The sequence below is a fragment of the Bianquea renquensis genome (assembly GCF_014384895.1).
Taxonomy (GTDB): Bacteria; Bacillota; Clostridia; order Lachnospirales; family Bianqueaceae; genus Bianquea; species Bianquea renquensis.
Map to the genome: position 1 here is coordinate 17073 of NZ_JACRSQ010000031.1, position 20606 is coordinate 37678.

At 49.8% G+C, this 20606-nt stretch carries 19 protein-coding genes; 13 read left to right on the plus strand and 6 right to left on the minus strand.

All coding sequences use genetic code 11. The annotated features are described in order from the left end of the window. The first annotated feature begins 79 nt into the window (after positions 1–79). The gene (locus H8730_RS14700) at positions 80–931 is read left to right on the plus strand and encodes a patatin-like phospholipase family protein (RefSeq protein ID WP_177714208.1); all 852 of its coding nucleotides are present in this window, start codon (positions 80–82) and stop codon (positions 929–931) included. 52 nt (positions 932–983) lie between these two features. Here the strand turns inward: H8730_RS14700 and H8730_RS14705 are convergent, their stop codons facing one another. After that, positions 984–1541, minus strand: coding sequence for a TetR/AcrR family transcriptional regulator C-terminal domain-containing protein (locus H8730_RS14705; RefSeq protein ID WP_283244000.1), 558 nt, complete (start codon positions 1539–1541; stop codon positions 984–986). A 603-nt stretch (positions 1542–2144) separates the two neighbouring features. Between H8730_RS14705 and H8730_RS14710 the strand changes: the two genes are divergently transcribed. The 10 genes from H8730_RS14710 (at position 2145) to H8730_RS14755 (ending at position 11203) form a co-directional block, all read left to right on the plus strand. Continuing rightward, on the plus strand, positions 2145–3140 hold the full coding sequence (locus tag H8730_RS14710) for a DUF4003 family protein (RefSeq protein WP_177714209.1): 996 nt from the start codon (positions 2145–2147) through the stop codon (positions 3138–3140). Between the two features lie 21 nt (positions 3141–3161). Continuing rightward, entirely contained in the window at positions 3162–4313 is a 1152-nt protein-coding gene (locus tag H8730_RS14715; RefSeq protein ID WP_177714210.1) for a hypothetical protein, read from the plus strand. Between the two features lie 268 nt (positions 4314–4581). Beyond that, entirely contained in the window at positions 4582–5706 is a 1125-nt protein-coding gene (locus H8730_RS14720) for an ROK family transcriptional regulator (protein WP_177714211.1), read from the plus strand. Positions 5707–5834: 128 nt separating this feature from the next. Then, positions 5835–6890, plus strand: coding sequence for an NAD(P)-dependent alcohol dehydrogenase (locus H8730_RS14725; RefSeq protein ID WP_177714212.1), 1056 nt, complete (start codon positions 5835–5837; stop codon positions 6888–6890). Positions 6891–7144: 254 nt separating this feature from the next. Continuing rightward, positions 7145–7432 carry a DUF2325 domain-containing protein gene (locus H8730_RS14730; protein ID WP_177719891.1) on the plus strand — a complete coding sequence of 96 codons (288 nt, stop codon included), beginning with the start codon at positions 7145–7147 and terminating at the stop codon, positions 7430–7432. Between the two features lie 13 nt (positions 7433–7445). Further along, entirely contained in the window at positions 7446–7997 is a 552-nt protein-coding gene (locus tag H8730_RS14735; protein ID WP_177719890.1) for a DUF3793 family protein, read from the plus strand. Between the two features lie 37 nt (positions 7998–8034). Next, positions 8035–8457: a flavodoxin gene (locus H8730_RS14740; protein WP_177719889.1), complete on the plus strand. Its 423-nt coding sequence runs from the start codon at positions 8035–8037 to the stop codon at positions 8455–8457. A gap of 190 nt (positions 8458–8647) precedes the next feature. Beyond that, a complete protein-coding gene (locus H8730_RS14745; RefSeq protein WP_177719888.1) occupies positions 8648–9007 on the plus strand; it encodes an ArsR/SmtB family transcription factor in 360 nt (119 codons plus the stop codon). A gap of 71 nt (positions 9008–9078) precedes the next feature. After that, positions 9079–9297 carry a cation transporter gene (locus tag H8730_RS14750; protein WP_177719887.1) on the plus strand — a complete coding sequence of 73 codons (219 nt, stop codon included), beginning with the start codon at positions 9079–9081 and terminating at the stop codon, positions 9295–9297. Between the two features lie 52 nt (positions 9298–9349). Beyond that, positions 9350–11203: a heavy metal translocating P-type ATPase gene (locus tag H8730_RS14755; RefSeq protein WP_177719886.1), complete on the plus strand. Its 1854-nt coding sequence runs from the start codon at positions 9350–9352 to the stop codon at positions 11201–11203. Positions 11204–11277: 74 nt separating this feature from the next. On the opposite strand, the gene H8730_RS14760 is transcribed toward H8730_RS14755, so the two are convergent. From H8730_RS14760 to H8730_RS14780, 5 genes are all read right to left on the minus strand, one after another. Next, positions 11278–13050 (minus strand): ABC transporter transmembrane domain-containing protein, encoded by a 1773-nt coding sequence (locus H8730_RS14760; RefSeq protein ID WP_177719930.1) that lies wholly within the window; start codon positions 13048–13050, stop codon positions 11278–11280. After that, positions 13043–14758: an ABC transporter ATP-binding protein gene (locus tag H8730_RS14765; protein WP_177719931.1), complete on the minus strand. Its 1716-nt coding sequence runs from the start codon at positions 14756–14758 to the stop codon at positions 13043–13045. Before H8730_RS14765 ends, H8730_RS14760 begins: the two co-directional genes overlap by 8 nt. A gap of 3 nt (positions 14759–14761) precedes the next feature. Next, the gene (locus H8730_RS14770; protein ID WP_177719932.1) at positions 14762–15199 is read right to left on the minus strand and encodes a MarR family winged helix-turn-helix transcriptional regulator; all 438 of its coding nucleotides are present in this window, start codon (positions 15197–15199) and stop codon (positions 14762–14764) included. A 217-nt stretch (positions 15200–15416) separates the two neighbouring features. Further along, positions 15417–17000, minus strand: a complete 1584-nt coding sequence (locus tag H8730_RS14775; protein WP_177719933.1) for a permease prefix domain 1-containing protein — start codon at positions 16998–17000, stop codon at positions 15417–15419. After that, the gene (locus tag H8730_RS14780) at positions 16984–17331 is read right to left on the minus strand and encodes a PadR family transcriptional regulator (RefSeq protein WP_177719934.1); all 348 of its coding nucleotides are present in this window, start codon (positions 17329–17331) and stop codon (positions 16984–16986) included. The genes H8730_RS14775 and H8730_RS14780 overlap by 17 nt, the downstream gene beginning before the upstream one ends. A gap of 159 nt (positions 17332–17490) precedes the next feature. On the opposite strand from H8730_RS14780, the gene H8730_RS14785 reads away from it, so the two are divergent. Together H8730_RS14785 and H8730_RS14790 are read left to right on the plus strand one after the other, a co-directional pair. Further along, complete coding sequence (locus tag H8730_RS14785) at positions 17491–18876, plus strand: MATE family efflux transporter (protein WP_177719935.1); 1386 nt, start codon at positions 17491–17493, stop codon at positions 18874–18876. A 171-nt stretch (positions 18877–19047) separates the two neighbouring features. Beyond that, positions 19048–20130: an alpha-L-fucosidase gene (locus H8730_RS14790; RefSeq protein ID WP_177719936.1), complete on the plus strand. Its 1083-nt coding sequence runs from the start codon at positions 19048–19050 to the stop codon at positions 20128–20130. Positions 20131–20606 lie beyond the last annotated feature (476 nt).

Genomic DNA, 20606 nt, shown 5'->3' on the forward strand with positions numbered 1-20606 from the left:
TTTTATTATTTGCCACTAAGATAGACTTGATTTGGAATCGTATAGTCGGACAGTATGGAAAGAGAAAGGTTGGTACAGCATGAAAACGGGTGTAGTGGATGTTGGAGGCGGCTTGCGCGGCATATATGCCTCCGGAGTGTTAGATTATTGCCTGGACGCAGGCATTCAGTTTGATCTCGGTATCGGCGTTTCAGCAGGGAGCGCCAATGTCTCCTCCTACGCGGCGGGACAGAAAAAACGGAATTATCAGTTTTATACAGAATATTCCACTCGAAAGCGCTATATGAGCCTGCGAAACTTTCTTCTCAAAAAGTCGTATATCGATATGGATTATGTATATGGCGTTTTAAGCAACTCCGACGGGGAAAACCCCTTGGATTATCAGGCGTTTCAGGACAGTGAGATGGAGTTCCTTGCGGTTGCGACAGATGCCAGGACCGGCGAGGTAAAGTATTTTGACAAGAGCGACATGCGGCAGGACGACTACAGTGTTTTAAAGGCGTCGTCAGCCATTCCCTTCGTGTGTAAGCCCTATGCGGTACACGGCGTTCCCTATTATGACGGTGCACTGGGGGATCCAGTCCCTGTGGAAAAGGCGTTTCAATGTGGATGCCAAAAGGTTGTCGTGATCCTGTCAAAACCAGAAAACCTGCCCCGCACTCCTGAGAAAGATGAAAAGTTAGCCGCCCGGATACAGAAGCAATACCCTATAGCCGCGGATAAGCTGCGTCATAGGGCTGAACGGTACAACGCCGGCGTGGCGCTGGCGCAACAGTATGCGGCCCAGGGAAAGGCTGTGATCATCGCGCCCGATGATACCTGCGGGATTGACACGTTGACTCGCAATGCTGAAGCGCTTCACCGTTTTTATGAAAAGGGATACCGGGATGCCCAAAAGATATCCGCATATCTTCAAAATGAGGAAAACTGAGAATCGAGAGCCCAGAAGCGCGGCGCGCTAGCTGCCAGTGTCACAAAAGTGTTCAAGTTCGCGCCTCCTTATCAATATCCTTGATAATCTTAAAGGATGTATGGAGAGCACAGGATTTGAGTAACGAGAAAAATTCTTTGGAGTCAATACAGTTCTCTTCCAAGAGCCAGCGCTCAATCGAGCAGCTATAGGCATCCGCAAAAAAATTAACATAAAAGTCCTTTTCGTTTTGTCCCACCAAAATGTCATTCCAAGAGCTTGTAAGGACAGGGAGAAGTAGCTCCCGGAAATGTTCGGAGAAAGAATTCTGCCCTTTCACTTTCAACACGCGGCGATAGAAAGTTTTGTTTGCATAAAGGTAATCACAGAGGTCCTCCAGAAATTCCCATCCTGAGGTATAGGATTTCCTCCGGATGGCCTCCATGAACTCGGTATCATAGATCCAGTTGACTAGATCGTATTTATCTTTGAAGTGATAATAGAAAGTTTTGCGATTTATATCACATTTGGCGCAAATATCGGCAACACTGATCTTGATAAAGGGAAACTCTTCCATTAATTCTTTCAGTGCTGCCGCAAGCGCTCGCTTCGTAATATTGGAGTCGGCCAAAACATCCACCTCGCTCTTATATTTCCAACAGATTTGGACTACGGCAAGTTACCATAGGAATAAAGAAAAAGACGGAACCTCTCTGCTGATACAGACAAGTCCCGTCATTTCCATGAGGACGATTGATTCCAGCATTTGACGTTCCCGCACGCTGTGCTACCTTTGTAAAATTATACCATGGCCTCCGGCCATGATATAGCTTCGCGAGGTTGCACACGTCCGCGCAAAGGTTTGTTCGCTTCGCTCACCGCGCGGCCGGCGCGTATAATCGCTAACGCGATTATTATACCATGGCCTGCGGCCATGATATAGCTCCGCGAGGTTGCACACGTCCGCGCAGAGGTTTGTTCGCTTCGCTCACTGCGCGGCCGGCGCGTATAATCGCTAACGCGATTATTATACCATAATGCAATATAAATGCAATATATTTTTCAATGGAATTCTCCAATTTGCTTTGATTCCAACACGGGAATGTGAAAAGCAACGGGTGCATTGACTTTCCTGCACAGAAGCTCTATAATGAATACTGGAAGGCGGTTTCTTCCAGGATCCATTTACAAAAACGATCACAGCAGGACAGAGCTCAGAAAGGGAGAGTTTGCAATGAGGCCAACCGTATCCGAACTTTGCGAGACGTATATTGAGAACCGAGACAAAATCAAATCTGCATTCCTATGGGATAGCGCCTATCTCTATCCCATATGTGCCGCCATCTTTACGAATCAAAGGCAAAGTGCGGATATTAACCGTATGAAAGCCTGCCAGGAGATGCTCAAAGCGGAGACCGGCATCTTTTCAAACTTTCGGGGAACGGCCAAGCTTGCCATGATTTCCATGTTGGCTGTGGATTCGGATCCGGGGAGCAAACTCCAGAAATCGCTGCAAGTTTACGATTTCCTGAAAGATCATTTTTTTGCGTCGTCCTATTTGCCGGTTGCATCCATGATTATTGCAGACATAGCCGAAGCGGAGCAGTTTGAGGAAATCGCCGCCCGTACGAGGCATATCTATAATTTGATGAAGCAGGAGCACCCCTTTCTCACTTCCAGTGAAGACAGCGTGTTTGCCGCACTGCTCGCCCTCTCAACCCTCACCGATGAGCAGGTAGTCAGAGAGACAGAGATGTGCTATGAACTCCTGAAGGCAGAATTCCTTTCCGGAAATGCAGTGCAGTCCCTGAGCCATGTCCTGGCGCTGGGGACTGGATCGGCGGAACAGAAATGCCGGAGGACGATGGAACTGTATCGCGGCTTGAAGGAAAAGGGCTATCGGTATGGCGTCAGCTATGAGCTTGCCACCCTGGGGGTTTTGGCACTGCTGCCGGCCGATCTGCATTCCGTGATGACGGATATCATGGAGGTAGACGATTTCTTGTCGGCGCAAAAAGGGTACGGGATTCTTGGCCTGGGACGAAAGCAGCGCCTAATGCACGCTGGAATGTTGGTATCCAGCGACTATATCGGCCAGACCGATACGCTGGCGATGCATTCCGCGGCAATCGGTGGAACGATATCTCTGATTGTGGCGCAGGAGGCTGCCATGTGTGCCGCCATCGCCGCCTCCGCTGCGGCGGCAAGCGCCAGCTCATCGTCAGATTGAGACGGCGCGGAGGGGAGAGCGATGGGTTCAGAGCAGAAAAAAAGGAAGAGGCATTGGCAGCAATACCTTGCGGTGGCGGTTTTCATGTTGATCGGCGCCGTGTGTGGCATTTTGATGGTGGAGTACATTGACGCAATGTTTGAGGCGGAGAAATCAGCTGGAGAAATCGCCCTCTCAACGGCGCTTCTTTTTATTGGAATGTACGCTGCGATTTATCTACAGATTATTTTCCATGAGGCGGGGCACCTGCTCTTTGGAAGGATGACAGGGTATCGGTTTTCCTCTTTCCGAATCGGCAGTTTGATGTGGATCAAGGAGGATGGAAGGCTTTGTTTTAGGCGCCTGTCCGTCGCCGGGACGGGGGGACAATGCCTGATGGTGCCGCCGGATATGGTGGATGGAAAAGTTCCCTTTGTCCTCTATAATCTGGGAGGATCCTTCGTCAATCTACTTTCCGCCGCACTTTTTACAGGACTTTATTTTTCTTGCAGGCGGATCCCCACAGTATCGGTGCTGCTTCTGATGCTCGCGGTGATTGGCGTGGCCTTTGCCTTTGTAAACGGGATTCCCATGCGTTTGGGCGTGGTGGATAATGATGGGTATAATGCCCTGGCGCTTGGGAAAAATTCGGAGGCGCTGCGTTCCTTCTGGATCCAGATGAAGATCAACGAGCAGATCGTCAAGGGCGTGCGAATAAAGGATATGCCGGACCAATGGTTCTATGTACCTACGGCGGAGTCCATGAAAAATAGTATGATAGCCGTCATGGGCGTGGTTACCTGCAACCGGCTCATGGACGCCATGGAGTTCGATAGGGCGGATCAACAGATGAAGGAACTCCTCCAGATGGAGACAGGCATTATCGGTTTGCACCGAAGCCTAATGGTGGTGGACCGTATCTATTGCGAACTGATCCGGGAGAATCGACGGGACGTGTTGGAAGATATGTTGGACAGACAGCAGAAGAAATTTATGAGGTCGATGAAGAACTTTCCATCGGTTATGCGTACAGACTATGCATACGCATTGTTGGCTGAACAGGATATGACAAAGGCCGGTGCCATCAAAGGCCGGTTTGACAAAAAGGCCCGTACATATCCGCACCCCAGTGAAATCGTGGGCGAGCGCCAGCTGATGATCTATGCGGAGCAAAGGGCTGAGATCGCAAAATAAAGGCCGGAATCATGAGTGAGACCACGAAAACAGGCCACAAGACATGAAAAAGTGTTTTGTGGCCCTTTTCATTGTGGCGGTTCTTACATGAATTTTGTTGTGGCCATCATGGCGAAAACAGCCATGCCGCCCAGGGCATAGATACCGTTGATAACAGCGCAGGGGGAGGGACTGGTTTTTGATTCAGATAGAAAAGACTTGCCATTTGAGGAGAAAGGCGTTATCCTTATGGAAAGGACTTTATAAAAGAATCGAGGAATGATGTAGCATGATGCCGAATCCTGCCAACAACATCGATGTGAAGCGACGCAACCGAGCCAATACCCTGCGCAGTATCCTGAGCTGTGATCGAATCTCCCAAACAGAACTTACTCAGCGCCTAACCTTGAGTTGGCCCACGGTGCTGCAAAATGTGAAGGAGCTGACGGCGCTTGGTCTGGTCCAAGAGGTGGGCGAATATGACTCGACCGGCGGACGAAAAGCGAAAGCCTATGCGCCAGTGCGGAATGCGAAATTGGCGGTTGGTTTGGATGTGACACAAAACCATGTCGGCATGGTACTGGTAGACTTGAGTGGTCAGATTGTGCGCTACACTCGGAAAAAAAGCCCCTTTTCCCTGAATGATCGATACTTCCAGGAGTTAGGCAGTGTCCTGCGAGACTTCATAGGAGACAGAGACACAGGGAGCCGGATTCAGGGGGTAGGGGTGTCCCTCCCTGGTATCGTGGACAAGGCGGGGGAAGAACTTCTATACTCCCACGCATTGGGTATTCAAAATGTGTCGACCGCTGCATTTAGCAAATACATTTCCTACCCCTGCACTTATATCAATGACGCCAATGCCGCGGGATTGGCAGAAATCCGCGGGAAAGGGTTCACTGAGAATTTGGTGTATCTGTCCTTAAGCAACAGCGTCGGCGGGGCGATCCTGAACGCCGGAGAATTGTACACTGGCAGCAATCTCCGGGCTGGGGAGTTCGGCCACAATACCTTGATTCCCGGTGGCCGCCGGTGCTACTGCGGGAAGGAAGGATGCCTGGATGCGTATTGTTCAGCCAAGGTACTATCCAATCACACCAACGGCAATCTGCTTGAATTTTTTGACCAACTCCGGGCGGGAAATCCTGAGATGCAAAAGATTTGGCAGGAGTATCTAAGGTATTTGGCAGTCGCGATTAACAATCTGCGCATGAGTTTTGACTGCGATGTAATGGCCGGAGGGTACGTCGGGGCATTTTTGGAGGAATTTGGCGCGCCTTTGCGCGGAATGCTGGAAGGACGGAATACTTTCCAGCAGGATGCCTCCTACTTCAAGATATGCCGCTATCAGGTGGAAGCCGCCGCTGTAGGTGCGGCATTACTACAGATCGAGGAGTTTATCCAATCGCTATGACCTGAATCAGTGAAAGTTTCCTTTCTAGCCAAGTCAAGGGATTCCCCTATTGACAAAACCAGCGGAGTGTGCTCTAATATATATACTTTATAAAATACATTATAAAAGTATTGATTGGAGGAGAAACCATGGACGGCTATATGAAAGTGGCAATTATGGAGGGGATTGGCAAGATGGGGTACACCCAGCGGTCCATTCCTGAACCCAAGGAAGACGAGGTCCTGGTCAAGCTGGAGTATGTGGGGATCTGCGGTAGCGATATGCACTACTATGAGAATGGGGCTATCGGGGACTATGTGGTGAAACCTCCCTTTGTCCTGGGGCATGAACCCGGCGGCACGGTGGTGGAGGTTGGCAGCAATGTGAAGCACCTAAAAGTAGGTGACAGGGTGGCTCTGGAACCGGGAAAGACCTGCGGCCGTTGCGAGTTTTGCCGTCGGGGTAAGTACAACCTGTGTCCCGATGTGGTATTTTTTGCGACTCCGCCTGTGGACGGCGTATTCCAAGAATATGTGGCGCATGAGGCGGCATTGTGCTTCAGGCTCCCCGACAACGTAAGTACTCTGGAGGGCGCGCTCATTGAGCCGTTGGCAGTAGGGTTCCATGCCGCCAGTCAGGGCGGAGCTCACGCTGGTCAGACTGCCGTGGTCATAGGCGCGGGCTGTATCGGTCTGGTGTCTATGATGGCGTTGAAGGCGGAAGGGGTCAGCAAGGTCTATGTGGTGGACGTGATGCAGAAGCGGCTGGATAAGGCTCTGGAACTGGGAGCTGATGGCGTTATCAACGGCAAGGACGAGGATGCGGTGGAAGCTGTTGGGACACTTACTGACGGTGCCGGCTGTGATCTGGTTATTGAGACCGCCGGGACAGGGTTCACCACCAGACAGGCTATCCATATGACCAAGAAAGGTGCGACCGTTGTTTTGGTGGGCTACTCCAAGACCGGCGGAGTGACCTTGCCCATGAGTCTGGCGCTGGACAAGGAACTGACCTTTAAAACGGTTTTCCGCTACCGCCACATGTATCCCGTGGCCATCGACGCCGTTGCCGCAGGAAGAGTGAATTTGAAGGGTATCGTCACCGATATTTTTGATTTTGACGACATACAGAATGCGATGGACAGGAGTGTTACAGATAAGGCCAATATTGTAAAAGCCGTTGTAAAAATTGCGACGGGGGAGTGATCATGGAAGCTCCCCTGATTTTGCGACGCTGGGCGTTTGCTCCGAAGGGAGAAAATGCCCAGCGCTTCCCCCTGAAAATTTTTCTGAAATATAAAAAACCACTTGACCAAACTGGATAAATGTAGTAGAATGGTCATAAGTTAGTTAAAACTAACCTCGAAGATTCACTCTCTTCGGGAGTTGTATCTTTGGAAATATTGATGGAATCTTTTGCCTAGAAAGGAAGCTTGGCCTGACAAGGAAAGGAGATGCACATGAGTGTTGTGATTGTAGGCGGAAATGAAAGGATGGCGGCTCAGTATGAGACCATTTGCAAGGAGCACGGCTGCAAGGCTAAGGTTTTCACAAAAGAAAACGGCTCTCTCAAGAAGAAGATGGGATGTCCAGACTTGCTGATCCTGTTTATCAGTACGGTATCACATAAAATGGTACTCAGTGTAACGCAGGAAGCCAAAAAGAATTGTATTCCCGTTGCAAGACTCCATACGAGCAGCGCATCTGCGCTCCGCGCTGCTTTAGCGGAGATGCGGCCATCGTTTTGAGGGAGGGACGAGAATGCTGGAAAAATATTTGATCGAGCATTGTGCGCCGACGCTTGCATCTCTAAAGACGGCAAGTCTGTTTTGCATCGCGGTCAAGACGGAGGAAGAACTGGAGAGTCAGTTAAAAGCCTGGAATGGACAGCTTCAGGAAAAAGGTCTCTTTTTGCTGGTGTTGAGGCGCAACGGGGAGAAGGCGCTAATCTACGTGTGCCGAAGCTCTCACTTGCAGGAGGACCTGCAAAAACCTGGGGTTGCGGGATTTCTCGCTGAATACGGTTATCAAAACACCGATGTGCGATATGCGCTGGAGCGGTTGATGAAACGTTTGGGGGAGGGCGATTCCTTCCCACACGAAATCGGCATTTTTCTAGGGTATCCCCTGGGAGATGTCATGGGATTCATCCAGAATGCGGGAAAGAACTGCAAATGCTCGGGATGTTGGAAGGTTTACTGCGATGAATGTGAGGCCAGAAGGCTGTTTGCGCAATTTCAAAAGTGCCGTGAGATCTACGCGCGGCTCTGGAATCAGGGAAGGTCCGTTTGGCAGCTCACAGTGGCTGCTTGACATAAACCATTATACTTAAGGAAAGAGGTTGAATCATATGAGTAAAGTAGCGGTCGTCTACTGGAGTGGTACTGGTAATACGGAGGCCATGGCCAATCAGGTGGTGGAGGGCGCCAAAAACGCAGGTGCAGAAGTCTCACTGTTTACCGCAGCAGAATTCAGCTCGGAGAAGATGGATGCCTTTGACGCGGTGGCTTTCGGCTGCCCCTCCATGGGGGCTGAGCAGCTGGAGGAAAGCGAATTTGAGCCGATGTTCACGGACTGTGAGGCGAAGCTAAGCGGCAAGAAAATTGCACTCTTTGGCTCCTATGGTTGGGGAGATGGGGAGTGGATGCGCACCTGGGAGGAAACTTGCCGGGGAGATGGCGCGGTGCTGGCCTGTGAGAGTGTAATCTGTAATGATGCACCGGATGCAGAAGGAGTGGCCGCCTGCGCGGCGCTGGGCAAAGCGCTGGCCTGAGGGGCTTGAAACAAGAAAAGGGACTGTTGCAAACAAAATGGCAACAGTCCCTTTTCTTTGTAGGAGAGTTCGCGTTCCGCGAATTTTTCACTGCGATATTGTCTCAAAAATTTTCCATCTCCCTCTTGACAAAGAATCTTTTTTGTATTATCATATGAACAGTTATTCATATGAGAGGATGTGAAGGCGATTGGCGGAACAGGAATTGGAACAATGCGGATTTCTATGCGTACACGAGGATGTGGTAAAGAAAGTTACCTCGCAGATGCCTCCAGATGAGATGTTGTATGATCTGGCGGAGCTGTTTAAGATTTTTGGAGATACGACGAGAATCAAAATTTTATACGCTCTGTTCGAGGCGGAGCTATGCGTCTGTGATATGGCGCAACTGTTAGGTTTGAGCCAGACGGCGGTGTCCCATCAGCTGCGGGTATTAAAAGGTAATAAGCTGGTCAAATTCCGTCGGGAGGGCAAAACCGTATTTTATTCATTGGCGGATGATCATGTCCGCCGGATTATCAATCAGGGAATGGAGCATGTGGAAGAATAGCCCACCTGTGTGGGGGAGTTTCAGAGGCGAGCGCACACCGATAGCCAAGCGGCGCAGAAAGGGAGATGGCAATGAGAAAGACGATTAAGGTAGTGGATTTGGATTGTGCAAACTGTGCACAAAAGATGGAGGACGCCATTCGGAAGATTAACGGCGTACAGGAAGTAACGGTCAGCTTTATGGCGCAGAAGATCACGTTGACGGCGGATGACGCCCGCTATGATGAGATTGTCAAGGAAATGGTTAAGGTCTGCAAGCGAGTTGAGCCGGATTGCAAACTTATGGTATAGACCTGTAAATGAGGGACACTGCGGTTGATCTGTTTGAGGAAGGAGATGCGGTATGACGAAGAGGCAGAAAAAAATGCTAGCGCGCATCCTGGTCAGTGCTGTTTTGCTGGTGGTGGCAAAGCTGCTCCCGCTATCAGGAGCGTTTCAGCTGATGGCTTTTCTTGTCCCCTATGCAGTCATTGGGTGGGATATTGTATGGAAAGCCCTGCGCAATATCGCTCACGGCCAGGTTTTTGATGAAAATTTTCTGATGACCATTGCAACGGTGGGGGCGTTTTGCACGGGAGAATTCCCGGAGGCTGTTGTGGTGATGTTGTTCTATCAGGTTGGAGAATTATTTCAGGGATACGCAGTGGGACGCTCCCGTGAATCGATTGCGTCGCTGATGGATATTCGACCGGATTACGCGAACATCGAGAGAGAGGGGAAGCTGGAGCAAGTAGACCCTGACGAGGTCGCAGTTGGGGATCATATTGTGATTAAGGCGGGGGAGAAGATTCCGCTGGACGGTGTGATACTGGAAGGATCCTCCACAGTGAATACGGCAGCGCTAACAGGAGAGTCCCTACCCCGCGACGTGGAACCTGGGGATGATGTGATTAGCGGCTGTATCAACCAGAGCGGTTTACTCCGCGTCCAAGTGACAAAAGAATTCGGGGAGTCCACGGTTTCGAAGATTCTGGATTTGGTGGAAAATTCCAGCAGCAAGAAGGCGAAGGCAGAAAATTTTATCACAAAATTTGCCCGCTACTATACCCCGGCTGTGGTAATTGCGGCCGTATTGCTGGCCGTGTTGCCGCCACTTCTGTCCGGGGGACAATGGGGAGAGTGGATTCAGAGAGCTTTGATATTCTTAGTCATCTCTTGCCCCTGCGCGCTGGTCATATCGGTACCACTCAGCTTCTTCGGGGGAATCGGAGGGGCCTCGAAGAGTGGGATCCTAGTTAAAGGCGGAAACTATCTGGAGAGTCTGGCGGATACCAGTCTGGTCGTCTTCGATAAAACAGGAACCCTGACAAAAGGCGTTTTCAACGTGACCGCGGTTCATCCGGACTCCATCTCGGAGGCCCAGCTTATCGAGCTGGCCGCTTTGGCGGAGAGCTATTCTGATCACCCGATTTCGCGCTCCTTGAAGGAAGCCTATGCTTCAGAGATTGATACAAGCCGGCTTGGAGAGGTGGAAGAGCTATCTGGCCGAGGATTGCGGGCAGAAGTAGATGGCCGGAGCGTTTGCGTCGGCAATGATAAACTCATGGAGGAGATTGGCGTGAAGTGGCACCCGTGCCACCGCATCGGAACGACGGTCCACGTAGCAGTGGATGGGACGTATGCAGGCCATATCGTGATCTCCGATGAAGTAAAGCCCGATGCCAAAGAGGCAATTCGGGCGCTAAAACAGCAGGGTGTGCGGAAGACGGTCATGTTGACGGGAGACGCCAAGGCTGTGGGGGAGGGCGTTGCGCAGGAACTGGGATTGGATCAGGTGTATACGGAGCTATTGCCTGCCGATAAAGTGGAGCGTGTTGAAGAGCTGCTGCGAAACAAGAGCGAAAAAGAAACGCTGGTTTTTGTGGGGGATGGCATCAACGATGCTCCTGTATTATCCAGAGCCGATATCGGAATCGCCATGGGCGCCATGGGATCAGATGCTGCCATTGAGGCCGCCGACATTGTATTGATGGATGATCGCCCGTCGAAGATCGCAGTCGCAATCCAGATCGCAAAGAAAACCCGCAGAATTGTAAGGCAGAATATCATATTTGCCCTAGCCGTCAAGGCGCTGGTGTTAGTGCTAGGCGCCCTCGGGGTTGCGACCATGTGGGAAGCAGTCTTTGCCGATGTGGGAGTCTCTGTCATTGCCATTCTCAATGCCATGCGGGCGCTGAAAGTCCAGCACAATGGATAAGGCGCTTAAAAAAAAGAAACTGCTTTTATTCGATTCTATAGCATTTTGAGTTCGCGGGACGCGAACTTTTTTCTTTACTGAAACTGTGAGCGGTAGAGACCGGCGTACAGTCCCCCGCGCAGCATTAAGTCCTGATGGCTGCCCTGCTCCATAATTTCACCGTTCTGAACGACTAAAATCGTATCCGCATTTTGAATCGTTGAGAGGCGGTGGGCGATGACAAAGCAGGTCTTTCCCCGCATGAGCGCTCGCATTGCTTCCTGAATCTGGATTTCAGTTCGCGTATCCACATTGGACGTCGCCTCATCTAAAATCAGCATATTCGCGTCCAACAGCATGGCGCGGGCGATGGTTAGCAGCTGTTTCTGCCCCTGGGAGATGTTCATTCCGTCCTCATTTAGGATTGTATCGTAGCCTTCCGGCAAACGTCTAATATAGTCATGGATTTTGGCCGCTTTTGCCACAGCGATAACCTCATCCAGCGTCGCGCCCTTTTTTCCATAGGCGATGTTCTCGAAGATGGTGCCGTGAAAAAGCCAGGTATCCTGTAAAACCATGGCATATGCCAGGCGCAAGCTTTTACGGGTGATCGTCTGGATCGGGTGAGAATCCAGGCAGATGGAACCGCTGTCAGGGTCGTAGAAGCGCATCAACAGATTAATGATTGTCGTCTTGCCAGCACCTGTAGGACCGACGATGGCAACCAAACTGCCGGGCCTCGCGTCCAGGTTCAAATCATGAATGATCGTTTTGCCCGGATCATAGCCAAACTTCACATGCTCCATGGCAATGTGGCCGTGAACGCTGTCCAGCGATACAGCGTCCGGCATATCCTCTGGCTCTGTGGGCTCATCGATTAGCCGAAAAACACGTTCTGCGGCGGCGCATGCCGATTGTAGTTCACTGATGATATTGGCGATTTCGTTGATGGGGCCGGAAAATTTTCTGGAATATAGAACAAAGGAGGAGAGATTGCCCAGGGATAGCTTCCCGAATAAAAAAAGCAGAGCCCCGAACATACTGATTAAAGCCAGGGAAAGATTGTTGATAAAGTTAACGCAGGGGCCGGTCATGCTTCCATAATAGTCGGCATTATAGTAAGCATCCACAGCCTCCTTATTCTTTCGGTCAAACCGGCGAATCATAGTCTCCTCCTGATGATAGGCCTTCGTCGTTTTCTGACCCGTGATGACTTCCTCCACGAATCCATTCAGCTCCCCTAGCTTGATGGAGCGATTGCGAAATAGAGGGCGAACTTTTTGCGTCATGTAGCGGGTAAAGAAAATAGAAATCGGAATGGTGACTGCGAAAACCAGCACAAGGGGTGGGGAGAGCATCAACATCATCAGCAAAGATCCGCCCACGGTGATCACACTCGTTGCGATTTGCAGAAGGTCATTGGAGAGTGAGGCATTCACCGTATCGATGTCGTAGGAGATTCGGCTTACAATGTCACCGGTCTGGTGGCTGTCAAAATAGCGGATGGGCAAAAGGGAAAGACGGTGGAACACGTCCTCCCGCATCTGGTATACGACCTTTTGGCTCAGATGGATCATCAGGACTGAGAGAATGTAGGAAAGGAGGGAGGATAGAGCGTAAAAAATGATCATCAGAATACAGTAGAAAATCACGGTTTGAAAATCGACCCCTCCCGCCTTGACTCCAATCGCGTCGATAGCTCGCCCAGACAGCGTTGGCCCTATCAGCGCCAGCAGATTGCTGGAGAAGGTGAGCAGGAGAGCCGCGAGCAAATGCCACTTATATTGATACAGATACCGCCACAGCCGGGTCAGAACCTTTTTCCGGTTCTTTGGCTTTTCCGGTACGGTCCGCGGAACGTTAGGCACTCAAATCGCCTCCCATCTGAGAAATGCTGATTTCCCGGTAAATGTTGCAGGTCTCTAAGAGCTCCTCATGGGTTCCATATCCGATTTCCTTGCCATCTTCCAAAACTAGAATATGGTCGGCGTGGAGGATGGAGCTGATTCGCTGCGCGACAATGATCGTGGTGGTTTTCGCGTACTGACTTCGCAGAGCCCGGCGCAGCAGGGAATCCGTCTTATAATCCAGCGCGCTGGAGGAATCATCCAAAATCAGAATTTCCGGGTTGCCGGCCAGCGCGCGGGCGATCAACAGACGCTGCTTTTGACCGCCGCTGACGTTTGTTCCCTTCGCTGTCAATCGATGGGAGAATCCGTCCGGCAGTGCGTCGATAAATTCCTTTGCCTGTGCGCAGGCCGCCGCTTTTTCAATAGCCTCCTGACCTAATTCACGGCCAAAATCAATATTCGCGGCGATGGTATCGGCGAACAGAACATCATTTTGAAAGACGACGCCGAACTTAGTGTGGAGCTCATGGGGGGGAATGGATTCAACAGGCTGTCCGTCGATACGGATCTCACCGGAATCCCGGTCATAAAGCCGCATGAGCAGGGCGATGAGCGTGCTCTTGCCGCAGCCTGTGGCGCCGATGATGCCCAGGGTTTCCCCGCGTTTCAGGCGAAAATTGATGTCATAAAGAGTATCCTCTTTCTTTTGATAGGAGAAACAAACATGTTGAAACTCGATGTGGGAATCCGAGGCCGCACCTGGAACCTCCAGCACCGCGAGATCAGCCGGAGTGGATAGCACCTCGTGAATGCGAGAGGCGGAGGCGCTTCCCTTTGAATACATGACAAACATGCGGGTTATGGAAAGCATAGCATTGAGGATAATCGTAAAATAGGTGAGGAAGGCGAGGATTTTGCCGGGCTGTGTGAGGCCAGCGTTGACGCGCCATGCACCGACAAGAATGACCATGGTTAGGCCTATGTTGAGAAATAAGTTCATCAGCGGGTTCGTCAAGGCCATGGTGATCCCCGCTTTTTTTTCACGGCGGACAACTTCCTCATTGACATGGGAGAACCGGTTCTGTTCGTATTCTGTCTTGGACAAGGCCTTGATGACTCGGATGCCGGCTATATTCTCTCGGACAGTTCTCACCATAGAATCAATCCCCTGCTGTAAGTTCCCATAGAGGGGGATTCCTTTCCGGGAGACCGCGAACACCAGCAGTCCGATCAGCGGCAAAACTGCCAGAAGAACAAGGGATAATACCGGTTCCAGCGTCAAAGTAACCAGGATTCCGCCGAGGAGCAGAATGGGCGCGCGGACGCCTAGCCGCTGCATCATCCCGATCATTTGGTGAAGATTGTACGTGTCGGTGGTCAGACGAGATTCAAGGGAGGGAATGGTAAAATCATCGATCTGCTTGCAGGACAGATAGGAGATTCGAGTGAAGAGGTCGTGCCGAATCGCTTCTGTGGTGTGCTGTGCGACCCAGGATGCCATCCGGTTGGCGACAATATTGGTGATCACAGCGGCAGCAGAGCAGAGCAGCATCACGCCGCCCCATAGAAGGATGAGAGAGATTCTCTCTTGGGGGACGACGTCATCGATCATGTAGGAGAGAATCCATGGGAGCAGGAGATCCATAATGGTTCCAATAAATTTTATGAATAGGCCTAGGCTCATACGGGGCACATAGGGCTTTAAGTACCGAAAGATCGTTCGCATAGCCTACGATTTCCCCCCTTTTTCCACGATTGCCATGGCCTTCTCTGTGATGCGCTCCAGCATGGACAATAAGGATTTCTGTTCCTCCTCCGTAAAATCTTCTAATAGAAGGTGGTTCCATTCCCGCATGATCGATCGAACCTGTGGAAAAAGCTGTAAAGCTTTCTCTGTCGGAAAAACTTGCAGTACTCGGCGGTCTCTGGGATCGGGTTGTCGAGTGACAAATCCATTCTGTTCTAAGACGCTCAACTGCCTCGTCACATTGCTTTTGTTTACACAGATCAGCTTTGAGAGTTGATCTTGTGAGATGCCTGGATTCTTGCAGACCTGAAAGATATAAATGTGCTGACAACTATTGATGCCATCACACGGTACGCCGGTGCCACGGTATTGGCCGGCTAGGCGATGGGTGCGGCTGATATACTTCATAAGTGATTCCATCCGTTGACCTCCACTCGTTCTAATTGTTGCGTTTGCAACGATTATAACACGGAACGGTTGCGGGTGCAACAATTGAGTTTGGAGAATGCTAAGAATTGGTACTTTTAGGGTTCCACCTCGTGAACGGTAGCTCGCACCTTGTTGTGATTGCACTATAAGGAAAATAGCCAGCTGACACCGCAGCTGACTATTTTAGGGGCCTATCATGATGAGATTCCTATGGTTCTAGCTCGGAAGATTCAACGTTGAAGCGAAGGTGTGAGGTCAACACATAATGCTGGTATGAGGAGGTCAGCGCGGTAGTGACGGAAGAGCTGCTATCGGTGTAGGGAAGGCAGAAAAAACTGGAGCGATGAGTATAGGCGGTATCAAGAGTGAAGCCCGGAATCGCATATCCAGATGTATCGCCATTCAACGTGATGGCGTATAGGATATACTGGGCTTCTATGTCAGGAAAAACGCGGACGTCCAGACTCTGGATGGTTCCGTCTGAAGAGTGCCGCACCGCAGCTGGCATCATAGAATACAGCTGTCCATCTTTTTGGGTTAGAAGTAACAAGGTTTCGTCGGGATTTTGGAAGGACCCCGAATTAAAAGAAGAGTCAAAATAAGGATCGATCCTGACAATCGGGGCGATTGTATCCCGAAAGCCGTGTTTAGGCGCTTCGTCCCATGAAAACCAGTAGAGAAGGCGTGTCCGCTGCGAATCCAGACGGCAGGCGGCCACAATCAGGGAGAGGTTACCCTCGTCGATCGTGTACATTTGCCAGTGGGAGGACATCTCGTCCATGCCTGCGAGTCGCTGTAACTCCTGTGGGGGCAATACCATGACCATTTCCTCCGGAAGATCGTTGGAAAGCAGACGGTGGCGGATATCCGCCATTTGTTCCGAGGAATCGGTCTCAATGACTGAATAAGAAGTCTGGACCGGATTCGGAGTGGCGGCTATATACCCGCAGCTTATGGGAGCGATGAGGAAGAGGGCAGAGAAAGCGCCAAACACCGTGCGGCTTTTTACATTGAAAGGCTGAATTGGCAATCGGACATCCTGCAAAAGGAGTTCTCTTCGCAGAGAATAGATTTGCCTTAGGATATAGAACAAGCTTCCCAAAAAGAGAATGAATACAAGGAAGAACAGACCTTGAATCCACAGGGCAAGCAAGATCAGAAGATTCATCACAATGTACACGCCTGTGCAGTGTGAAATCCCGTGTGGCCCCCCATCTTGAAGACAATCTGTAAGGTGGGACAATCCTTGAAATAGGAGGATCACAGACACAAAGTTAAGAAGTGAGGATACAATGCTCATAGCGGTGAGAAGTACAGTCGGAATATCGGGGAGAACCGAAATTGAATTGGTAATCAGATAGAAGAGAAATAGTAGGCAGAAACCCTGAAAACTACGGCGAAAGGATTTTCCACAGGTTCGCATCTGATAAGCCCCTGCCAGAAGCAGAAAGAACCCTGCCATTAGAATTATGGGTTTTGAATACCCAAAATCCAGCTGAAAGGATGAAAACAAAAAACCCCAAAAAATCTTCATCAAAGCGTGGCCGAGGTCAAGACTGGGAATTCGGGAGTGAATTGCGCCAAGCTGGTCGGCCACTGCGGAAGCATCCCCCATTTCTTCCAGCGCCTTTGTTATTGCCTCCTCCTCTGAATATCCTGCCTGCATTCGCCATTCCACCTTACATTCAATATGGTCGAGCAGTTCATTGTAGGTGTCAAGAGATGTCTGCGTATCCGGAATTTTGGAGCAGATGTCGTGTAAAAATTGCTGAATTTTAGGCGAGAGATCCATACGCGCCTCCCTGGATAACTTTCGCAACTGCTGTGGAGAAGGTTGTCCACTCTTCCTGCTGCTTCGCCAGCTCTTTTCTCCCCTTCTCGGTGAGGGAATAGTACTTGCGTTTCCGGCCAGACTCACTGTCCTCCCAATAGCAGTCCAGATAGTTCTCTTCTTCTAGAGAATGTAGGATGGGATATAGTGTCCCCTCATTCAGATGAAAGACAGAATCGGACAGCTGTTCAATTTCTCGAATGATCTGATAGCCGTACATAGGTTTTCGGCTGATCACGCTTAGGACGAGTATAGCGGTGCTTCCTTTCACAAGTTCTTTGCTAATTCTCATGTTTATGCCTCCATACATAGAATTTAGATGCATCGTAAATCTAGGTATATGATAGCACGGGATGTTTTCGGTGTCAACTTTTTTTTATGACCATCTAGAAGAGATTGCATTGCCCTGGATTCTATGGTATACTGATATAATTATAGAAAGGATGGTTTTATGGGAGAACAAAAGAGGTTGCCTAAAAGCACGATGACGGATATGACGGAAGGCAATGCCTATAAGCTGATTTTGCTATTTTCATTGCCATTACTTGTGGGCAATGTTTTTCAACAATTATACAATATGGTGGACAGTATTGTCGTAGGAAATTTCATCGGGGATAAGGCGCTTGCAGCAGTCGGGACCGGGTTTCCGGTTATTTTTATGCTTAGTTCGCTGTTTATGGGCGTGGGAACTGGTGCGACCATTATGATATCCCAATACTATGGCGCTAAAGACATGGACAAGGTCAATGAAACGGTGGGAACCATTTACACTGCCATGTTGATTGGCATTATTCCTCTGTCCGTTTTAGGAATTGTCGCAAGCGGCCCATTGTTAACACTGATGAAAGTTCCCCACGATGGAACTTTTGCCATGGCGCGAACCTATATGATGGTGATTTTCGCGGGGATCATAGGGAATCTCGGTTTTAATATAAATGCAGGGATTTTGCAGGGGCTGGGCGACAGCAAAACATCCTTGCTCTTTCTGGCTATTGCAGCGGTGCTCAACACTATATTGGACTTAGTGTTTACGATTGTGTTTCATTGGGGAGTTTTTGGCGTTGCCTTCGCAACCATAATCGCGCAGATTGTGTCCTGGATATTTGGAATTTTTTATATCAATAGGCGGTATGACTGTGTGCAGATACGCTTATTTTCCTTTTTCTTTGACCGCTCTCTGTTCACAAAAGCGATGAAGCTGGGAATCCCGTCGGGCATTCAGCAAGCCCTTTTTTCCATCGGAATTATGATGATGCAGTCTCTGGTCAATAGCTACGGGTCAGATTTTATGGCGGGCTTCAACGGGGCTAATAAGATCGATACTTTTGCATTTATGCCGATTCAAAGCTTTACAACGGCAATTACTACATACACAGGCCAGAATATTGGCGCGGGCAATATGCATCGGGTTAAGCAGGGCGTGAGGGCTAGCATTGTCCTCTCCGTATCAGTCAGCATCCTGATTGGACTTATTCTGTATCCGAGTAGTAGCTTTTTAATGAAGATGTTTTCACGGAATGAAGCGGTTCTCGCTTCTGGTGTTTCATACCTTCACTGTGTCCTGCCATTCTATTCTCTGCTGGCTGTAGGGTTTATGTTCAGCAGTGTCATGCGCGGGGCTGGCGAAATGATTGTACCCATGATCTCCTCCTTTATATCCTTATGGTTCGCTAGAATTCCAGTGGCGTATATCATCGCACACATATGGGGGAAGGATTGGATCTTCCTATCCTACGCTGTGGGGTGGCTGATCGGGCTCATGATATCAGGTTTGTACTATGCCACCGGGCGGTGGAAAAATAAAGGAATCGTTCAGCGCAAAGAACCGGAGATGTAAAATATGTTCAAAAGCCAGCCTCTAGGTGTTCATCCCTCTGGAGCTGGCTTTAAATAATTCTAAAAAATGAACGAATGTAGAATTTCTTTCTTGACTTTTGAGGGCAAGAATGCTATGCTGCCAATACAGCAGTACAGTACTGCTGTATCCATGATTGAAGGAGGCATACATATGGCCGATAATAAGGAAGCCCAGCTACAGCACAGCATCATTGGGGTTCAGCGCAATGAACAAGCGGACTTTGTTCGGACGACACATCCCGATGCGCAATGGTTTCTAAAAGGCGGAAATCTAGGCCTGTTTATCCATTGGGGCATCTCCACTGTCAGCGGGGAAGGGGATCTATCCTGGGGGATGATCGACCGTACACCGTGGGATGAACAGAGTGGCGGCAATTATACCATCAAGCCGGCAGAATACTGGGGATTAGCTGAGAAATTCAACCCGCAGAATTTTCATCCGGAAGAGTTTTTGCAAAAGGCGGCGGATGCAGGATTTACCTACGCGGTGTTTACGACGCGGCATCATGATGGATATGCCCTGTGGCCCTCCGAGTATGGCGATTTCAGTACCAAACAGTACATGGGCGGACGGGATCTGGTGCGAGAATATATTGAAGCTTGCAGAAAGTGCGGCTTGAAGGTGGGGCTGTATTATTCGCCCCCAGATTGGTATGTCCACCGCCACTATTTATCTTATAATTTTGCTAGCTTTGGCAGACCTGATTCTGGCGCGCCGCTGCTGGATATGAACTTTAACGTTATCGACAAGCTGCCGGAGGAACCTCCCGAATTGGAAGATCAGTATATAGCCTATGTGAACGGTCAGGTCCGGGAACTCCTGCACAATTATGGGAAGATCGACCTCCTGTGGTTTGATGGGACCACAAGCGATCTGTCCAAGACCATAACAATTGAAGAGATACGACAGGCGCAGCCGGGCATTGTGGTCAACGATCGCCTCTATCACGTTGGAGATTATAATAGCCAATTTGAATGCCGCCTTCCAGAGGAAAAGCCGGAAGGGCCCTGGGAGCACTGTCATATATGGCCGGAACACTGTGGATGGGCATATTGTAACCGCACCACAGGATATCGCCCAGCAAAGTGGGTCTATGACAGCTTTAGGCTTGTGAAAGAATGGGGCGGAAATATGCTGATCAATGTAGGGCCAAAGGCGGATGGCTCGTTGCCGCAGGAGTATTATGTGGAAATCGAAAAATTGGCAACCCTCTTGAACAGTCAGGACGAATGATTGTACGGCGGCGGGGCACAAGAAGAACCTAATCTCTGTGTCCTGCCCTTTTTGACTTAATTCCGAAGAACCAAAGGTTCTTCCAAAGTTCGCAAAAGTTCGCTTTCGCGAACTTTTGCGAACTTTTTTAGAATAATTATGGAAAATAATGAATAAAATAATTTTGTATGTGCAATGATAGTAAGCAGACGACTTGATCATTTGGCAAATTTGTAAGTGATTTTCTGAGGAAAAATAATAAAAAAATGTAAAATGCTGTTGACATTCGTCTGAGAGTGTGGTAATATAATAAACGCGCTTGAGAAAAGGCGCAAGAAAAGCGGAAGCGGAGCGAGCTGAGAGGCGAAGGCGAAGCGGCCGAGAGGACGTTGAAAATCGAACAGTGTAACATCTGAGAAGAGGAAAAGGTAAGAGACTCGGAGGGAGCTCGAGAGAGCCCTGAGGAGAGGAAGACCACCAGTCAAGAGCCTCGAGAG

Bases quoted from the DNA above. Each gene is read 5' to 3' on its own strand.
- H8730_RS14700 (WP_177714208.1), top strand. From the start codon at position 80: ATGAAAACGGGTGTAGTGGATGTTGGAGGCGGCTTGCGCGGCATATAT.
- H8730_RS14710 (WP_177714209.1), top strand. From the start codon at position 2,145: ATGAGGCCAACCGTATCCGAACTTTGCGAGACGTATATTGAGAACCGA.
- H8730_RS14715 (WP_177714210.1), top strand. From the start codon at position 3,162: ATGGGTTCAGAGCAGAAAAAAAGGAAGAGGCATTGGCAGCAATACCTT.
- H8730_RS14720 (WP_177714211.1), top strand. From the start codon at position 4,582: ATGATGCCGAATCCTGCCAACAACATCGATGTGAAGCGACGCAACCGA.
- H8730_RS14725 (WP_177714212.1), top strand. From the start codon at position 5,835: ATGGACGGCTATATGAAAGTGGCAATTATGGAGGGGATTGGCAAGATG.
- H8730_RS14730 (WP_177719891.1), top strand. From the start codon at position 7,145: ATGAGTGTTGTGATTGTAGGCGGAAATGAAAGGATGGCGGCTCAGTAT.
- H8730_RS14735 (WP_177719890.1), top strand. From the start codon at position 7,446: ATGCTGGAAAAATATTTGATCGAGCATTGTGCGCCGACGCTTGCATCT.
- H8730_RS14740 (WP_177719889.1), top strand. From the start codon at position 8,035: ATGAGTAAAGTAGCGGTCGTCTACTGGAGTGGTACTGGTAATACGGAG.
- H8730_RS14750 (WP_177719887.1), top strand. From the start codon at position 9,079: ATGAGAAAGACGATTAAGGTAGTGGATTTGGATTGTGCAAACTGTGCA.
- H8730_RS14755 (WP_177719886.1), top strand. From the start codon at position 9,350: ATGACGAAGAGGCAGAAAAAAATGCTAGCGCGCATCCTGGTCAGTGCT.
- H8730_RS14765 (WP_177719931.1), bottom strand. From the start codon at position 14,758: ATGCGAACGATCTTTCGGTACTTAAAGCCCTATGTGCCCCGTATGAGC.
- H8730_RS14770 (WP_177719932.1), bottom strand. From the start codon at position 15,199: ATGGAATCACTTATGAAGTATATCAGCCGCACCCATCGCCTAGCCGGC.
- H8730_RS14775 (WP_177719933.1), bottom strand. From the start codon at position 17,000: ATGGATCTCTCGCCTAAAATTCAGCAATTTTTACACGACATCTGCTCC.
- H8730_RS14780 (WP_177719934.1), bottom strand. From the start codon at position 17,331: ATGAGAATTAGCAAAGAACTTGTGAAAGGAAGCACCGCTATACTCGTC.
- H8730_RS14785 (WP_177719935.1), top strand. From the start codon at position 17,491: ATGGGAGAACAAAAGAGGTTGCCTAAAAGCACGATGACGGATATGACG.
- H8730_RS14790 (WP_177719936.1), top strand. From the start codon at position 19,048: ATGGCCGATAATAAGGAAGCCCAGCTACAGCACAGCATCATTGGGGTT.